This is a genomic window from uncultured Gemella sp. (assembly GCF_963519265.1).
GTDB lineage: Bacteria > Bacillota > Bacilli > Staphylococcales > Gemellaceae > Gemella.
Genome location: NZ_CAUQNQ010000080.1, coordinates 1 through 5,434, shown reverse-complemented (window position 1 = coordinate 5,434; position 5,434 = coordinate 1). Strand labels below are relative to the sequence as shown.

The 5,434-nt window shown below is 30.8% G+C and carries 4 protein-coding genes; 3 read left to right on the top strand and 1 reads right to left on the bottom strand.

All coding sequences use genetic code 11. The annotated features are described in order from the left end of the window. Window positions 1–326: 326 nt before the first annotated feature. Window positions 327–1,766 (bottom strand): amino acid permease, encoded by a 1,440-nt coding sequence (locus RWN11_RS06810; protein WP_314160996.1) that lies wholly within the window; start codon window positions 1,764–1,766, stop codon window positions 327–329. Between the two features lie 386 nt (window positions 1,767–2,152). Here RWN11_RS06810 and RWN11_RS06805 point away from each other — a divergent pair, with 386 nt between their 5' ends. The 3 genes from RWN11_RS06805 to RWN11_RS06795 form a co-directional block, all read left to right on the top strand. After that, complete coding sequence (locus RWN11_RS06805; RefSeq protein WP_314160995.1) at window positions 2,153–3,280, top strand: acyl-CoA dehydrogenase family protein; 1,128 nt, start codon at window positions 2,153–2,155, stop codon at window positions 3,278–3,280. Between the two features lie 177 nt (window positions 3,281–3,457). Then, on the top strand, window positions 3,458–4,282 hold the full coding sequence (locus RWN11_RS06800; protein WP_314160994.1) for a PhnD/SsuA/transferrin family substrate-binding protein: 825 nt from the start codon (window positions 3,458–3,460) through the stop codon (window positions 4,280–4,282). A 2-nt stretch (window positions 4,283–4,284) separates the two neighbouring features. Further along, a partial coding sequence (locus tag RWN11_RS06795) for a cobalamin-independent methionine synthase II family protein (RefSeq protein ID WP_314160993.1) occupies window positions 4,285–5,434 on the top strand: 1,150 nt, incomplete at its 3' end.

The following is a 5,434-nucleotide window of genomic DNA, read 5'->3' as shown; positions in this document are numbered from 1 at the left end:
GCTTTTATAAAGCGAATTTAGATATCAATAAACCACTGCGTCTATGAGTTTTCATGTGAACTTTGTTAAATTTTAGGACTTTTGGGTCATCCCCTTGAAAATGTTAATCTAATTATATCAAAAAATTTCAAAATAGAAATATACCTTTTATTCATCGAACTTTTGGAAAAAATTTTAGGTCTGTTATAATTTCCAATTTTATTTTAGCATTTTTACTCATTCTACTTAAAACATTTTATTCATACTCATTTGAGCATAAGAAAACCACACAAAAAATAGAAAAAGATTAACAAGTTTCTAACTCATTAATCTTTTTCAAATACTAATTATCCTTTATATGGATGTATATCCATTTCTTCTAGTTTAACAAATTTTTTCTTTGTCACTATTTTAAATACTATATACATTACTACACCTATAGCTGGACAAACTAAATTGTATGACATTTTCACAAATCCACCTGTTGCATAATCAGCTACTAATTGTAATAATATTATTGTTGCAAATGAAATTAAAGCAATGTATGAACCTACAACACCTGTTTTAGCCGTATAAGGTAGAACATCTTCAGCTTTTTTCCCTTGCTTAACAATTGCTCTTCTCAAACGAATTTGAGATATTAACGAAACCATCCAAATTATCATTACTATAATACCAACCATAGAAAGCAGCATGTAGTAACCACTTGGATTTAATCTCTCAAAAATAAAACACAATACCATAAATATTGCCGAGAAAGTTAAAGCAAACACTGGTACTGAATTAGTATTTAATTTTTTAAATACTTTAGGACCATAATTATGTGAACTTAATGAAAATAACTGTCTACTAGAAACATACATACCTGAATTTGCTGCTGATAAAACTGATGTTAAAATTACAGCATTCATAATAACTGCCGCCACTTCTAAACCAATATTTTGGAATACAATTGTGAATGGAGAGGCTGTTACATTATTAGTATCAAGTAATCTTGGATCATTCGCTGAAACTATCGAAGATATGATTAACATTGTAGCAATGTAGAATATTAATATTCTCCAGAAAACTTGTTTAACTGCTTTAGGCATTGTCTCTTTAGGATTCGGAGATTCACCTGCTGTAACAGCTACAACTTCAGTTCCTCCAAATGAGAATGCTGCAGTAGAAAGAACACCAAATAATCCTAACACACCAGCGCTACTTGTTTTTTCTCCATTTTGAATAAATGTATGAATACCAGCTTCACTATTCCCAGTAGCTCCAAAGATAATTGCAGCTCCTACTATTAAGAATGCGACAACTGTCATAACTTTTATTATAGTTATCCAATATTCAACTTCACCAAATACTTTAACACTTACTAAGTTTAGTAAATACAAAAATACTAAAAATACAATACAAATCGAAAACGTTGAAAATTGTCTAAAGAATTCCCAGTAATGTAATATTTTCGATAATGTTATTATGTCTACACTCGCTACTAATATCCACAATATCCAGAATAACCAACCAACTCCAAATCCTACTCCTGGATCTATAAATCTAGTTGCATATGCTCCGAATGAACCTGAAACTGGATAAAATGTCGCTAATTCTCCTATAGAAGCCATTAAAAAGTAAATAATAACTCCAATTAATGCATAAGTTAAAACTGCTCCGTAAGAACCTGCTTTACTAACTACCGCTCCACTTGCCATAAATAATCCGGTACCTATACATCCACCTATAGCTATCATACTAATATGACGAGCTTGCAGTTTTCTTTCCATCTTTGAATCTGCCATATTTTTCATCCTTTCATTAATTAATTATATAAATATAGATTATACAAGATTTAATACAATTTGTAAATAAATTTTCAGATTTTTTTCAATAATTTTTTCAATTTTTTATTCTTAATAACGTAGTTGTGTATTTTTTGAAAATGATATCACCTATCATCTGCAAAAAATTTATTTTTATATTTTAAAATATAATATATTTATTAAAATGCTTATAAATATATCATTTTACATCAGCCAATTATAAGATATTTATTATATATTTTATATAAATTTATTTTTCTTATATCATTTTAAGGACTACATAGAAAGCATTTACAGAATTATTCTTTATGGTATAATTTTTATATAAAAATATATTAGATATATTAATGTTAGGAGGCATTATTATGACAACATTTTATAACGAAGCTAGGGAGTTTGCAAAAAAATATATAGATCCTATTGCAAAAGAAATAGACGAACAAGAAAGATTTCCTGAAGAAGTATTTAAAGAGTTAGGAAAAGCTGGATATTTTAAACTAATGATTCCAACTGAACTTGGAGGGTTAGGAAAAGATATGCAAGAACATGCAGATGCATGTCGAGCTTTCGCTAAATCAAGTGCTACAGTAGGTCTATGCTATATGATGCATAATGTTGCATTAAACTGTGTTCTTTCATATGCCGATGATAATCTAAAAACAAAAATTTGTAAAGATATCGTTGAAAATGAAAAATTTATGGCACTTGCATACAGTGAATTAGGAACTGGGACACACTTCTATATCTCAGATGTCAAAACTGAATTTAAAGATAATTCAGTAGTATTTAATGGCCTAAAAAGTATGGTAACTTCTGCAGAATTTGCATCTTATTATCTTGTTCTTACTCCTTCTGATGTTGAAGGTGGAATTGACAACTGGGTATTCCCTCTAGATAGCGAAGGTCTAGAATTCAAATCTTCTACTTGGCATGGTCTAGGAATGCGAGGTAATGTTTCTTGTCAAATGGCAATTAACGATGTTGAATTAAATAAAGAATTGCGTATTGGTAAAGCTGGATCAGGAGTTGATCAAGTATTCACCATTGTTGCTACATACTTCATCACTGGACTGGCTGCTGTCTACAGTGGTCTTTGCGAAGCAATACTAGAAGAAGCTGTTGCACATACTACTAATAGAAAATATCCTGATGGAAAATCTCTAAGCGAAATTGAAACAGTACAAATTCATCTTGCTAAAATCTATAGCCAAACTAACGCAGCAGTTCTTGGAACGAACGAAGCAGCTCGTAGTTTCTTAAATAAAGATACTGATATGCTAGCTAAAATCTTATCAGCTAGAATCTTTGCTAGTGAAGCTGCTATTGAATTAGCACGCCTTGGAATGCGTGTTGGTGGTGGTAAAGCATATAACCGTGTTGGAAATATGGAACGCTATCTAAGAGATGCATTCGCAAGTCATATTATGGCACCTAGTGTTGATGTTCTTACTATCTGGTTAGGAAAAGCAATCACAGGTCAACAATTACCATAGAATATTTTTCTGAAATAACTCATATAAGGGACACCTCAAAAGTCCTAAATTTTCAAAAGTTTATATGAGAACTCATAAGCTTTATAGGAGTGACTCGATAAAATTGATTTCTGAGAAATCATGATTTTTTAGTCACCTCCTATTTTTAAAAATATAATTAAAAAGAGGTTTATTATTATGACAAAATTAAAAGTTGGAGCTGTTATTTATGATCCTAAGGTTACTGTAATTTGGGGAATTATTGCAAAATTTTTTGAAGATGAAAACTTCCCTATCGAACCAGTTTATTACAAAGATTACAAAGGTCAAGTTGACGGTTTATTAGCTAAAGAAATTGATGTAGCTTGGAATTCTCCTTTAGCATGGTTAGATACTCACTTACGCACTAACGGAACTGCGTTAAATGGTTCTATGCGTGATACTGACCGCGATCGTAGTTCATATTTAGTAGTAAAAACTAATAGTAACATAAATTCTATCGAAGACTTAAAAAATAAAACAATTGGTTTTGGTGCAATTGATTCACCACAAGCCAGATTAATTCCTATTAATCACCTTCACAAACTTGGGTTAGAATTTGGAAAAGATTATACTGAAAAACGATTTGATATCGGGGTTGGCCTTCATGGTGACCATGTTGGTGGAGAACTTGATTCAGCAATTGCTTTAAAAAATGATGAAGTAGCCGCTACGTGGATGTTAGATTTAAACTATAATACTTGGATTGCAGATGGAACTCTAGATGAAAATCAGGTGAAAATTTTATCGAAAACAGATTTCTTTGATCACTGTATCTTCTCAGGACATCCAGAATTAGACGTAGCTTGTTTTGAAAAATTTATAGAAGTATTACATAAAATGGATTACAATAATCCTGAGCATAAAGAAATGATGGATATGGAAGGATTAAAAGAATGGATATCTGGTCGTACCTCTGGATTCAAACAACTTACTGAAGCCAATGAATATTTAGATTTTTTTAAAGAGTTTCATGGTGAATAATTATGACTAATTCATCTTTCTTAGTTTCTCTTCTTGGCAGTATGCCTCGTAGTAAAAAACTATTAACCGCAAAACGAAAATTAAATAAAGGAAATATCGACTTAAAAACATATCAAGAAATCTTAGATGAAGAAACAAAATATGTAGTTGAACTTCAAGAAAATAATTATATTGATATAATCACTAGCGGTGAGCTAAATCGAGATAATTATGTTTCATTTATTGCTGAACGTTTGGACGGTGTTACAATGATGAGTATGGCTGATATGTTTGATTATATTGAGGACAAACAAGGTTTTGAACAAATACTAGAAATATTAGACGTCCCTGCAATTAGTATAAAAAATGCAATTTGTACAGGGAAAGTAAAATATAATAAACCTCTGGTAGCTGATGAAATGATTGAACTAAAAAAACTAACCGATAAGAAAATCAAAGCAACATTACCAGGTCCTTATTTAATAACTAGGTCCATGTGGTTACCTGCTCTATCAAAACAATATTACGATAGCAAAGATTCTCTAGGAGAAGACATAATTAAAGTATTAAAAGAAGAAATTGATTCATTAGCAAAAATAGGCATAGATGTTATTCAATTTGATGAACCTGTATTAACCGAAGTGGTATTTTCTGAAGGTAAGACAAGATCTTTTATGTGTGCAGCATTATCTGAGAAAAAAGATCCTACTGAAGAATTAAAATTTGCTACTAAATTAATTAAATCTGTAATTGATTATGCCAAAGAAAAAGAAATATTAGTTTCTCTTCATGTATGTCGTGGTAATTGGAGTCGTGATGAAAGTATTCTACTTACTGGACCTTATACTCCTCTACTTCCATTATTCGAAGAGATTCTTCCTAATATACTTACATTAGAGTTTTCTACTCCTCGTGCTGGAGAAATATCTTCATTATTAAGTAGTGATTTAATTAGAGAAAATTGTACACTTGGTCTTGGGGTTATGAATCCAAGAACTGATGAAATTGAACCACTAGAAGATATCTTATCACGTGTTGAAGAAGTTCTCCACTTCTTACCTAAAGAAAGAATTTGGTTAAATCCTGACTGTGGCTTTGCTACATTTGCTAATAGACCGGTAAGTACAATGGAGATAATTGATAAAAAATTAGCTCGTCTAAATGAAGCTAAAA

What these genes read in the sequence shown, in the direction of transcription:
- RWN11_RS06810 (WP_314160996.1), bottom strand. Translation starts at nt 1,766, where the DNA reads ATGGCAGATTCAAAGATGGAAAGAAAACTGCAAGCTCGTCATATTAGT.
- RWN11_RS06805 (WP_314160995.1), top strand. Translation starts at nt 2,153, where the DNA reads ATGACAACATTTTATAACGAAGCTAGGGAGTTTGCAAAAAAATATATA.
- RWN11_RS06800 (WP_314160994.1), top strand. Translation starts at nt 3,458, where the DNA reads ATGACAAAATTAAAAGTTGGAGCTGTTATTTATGATCCTAAGGTTACT.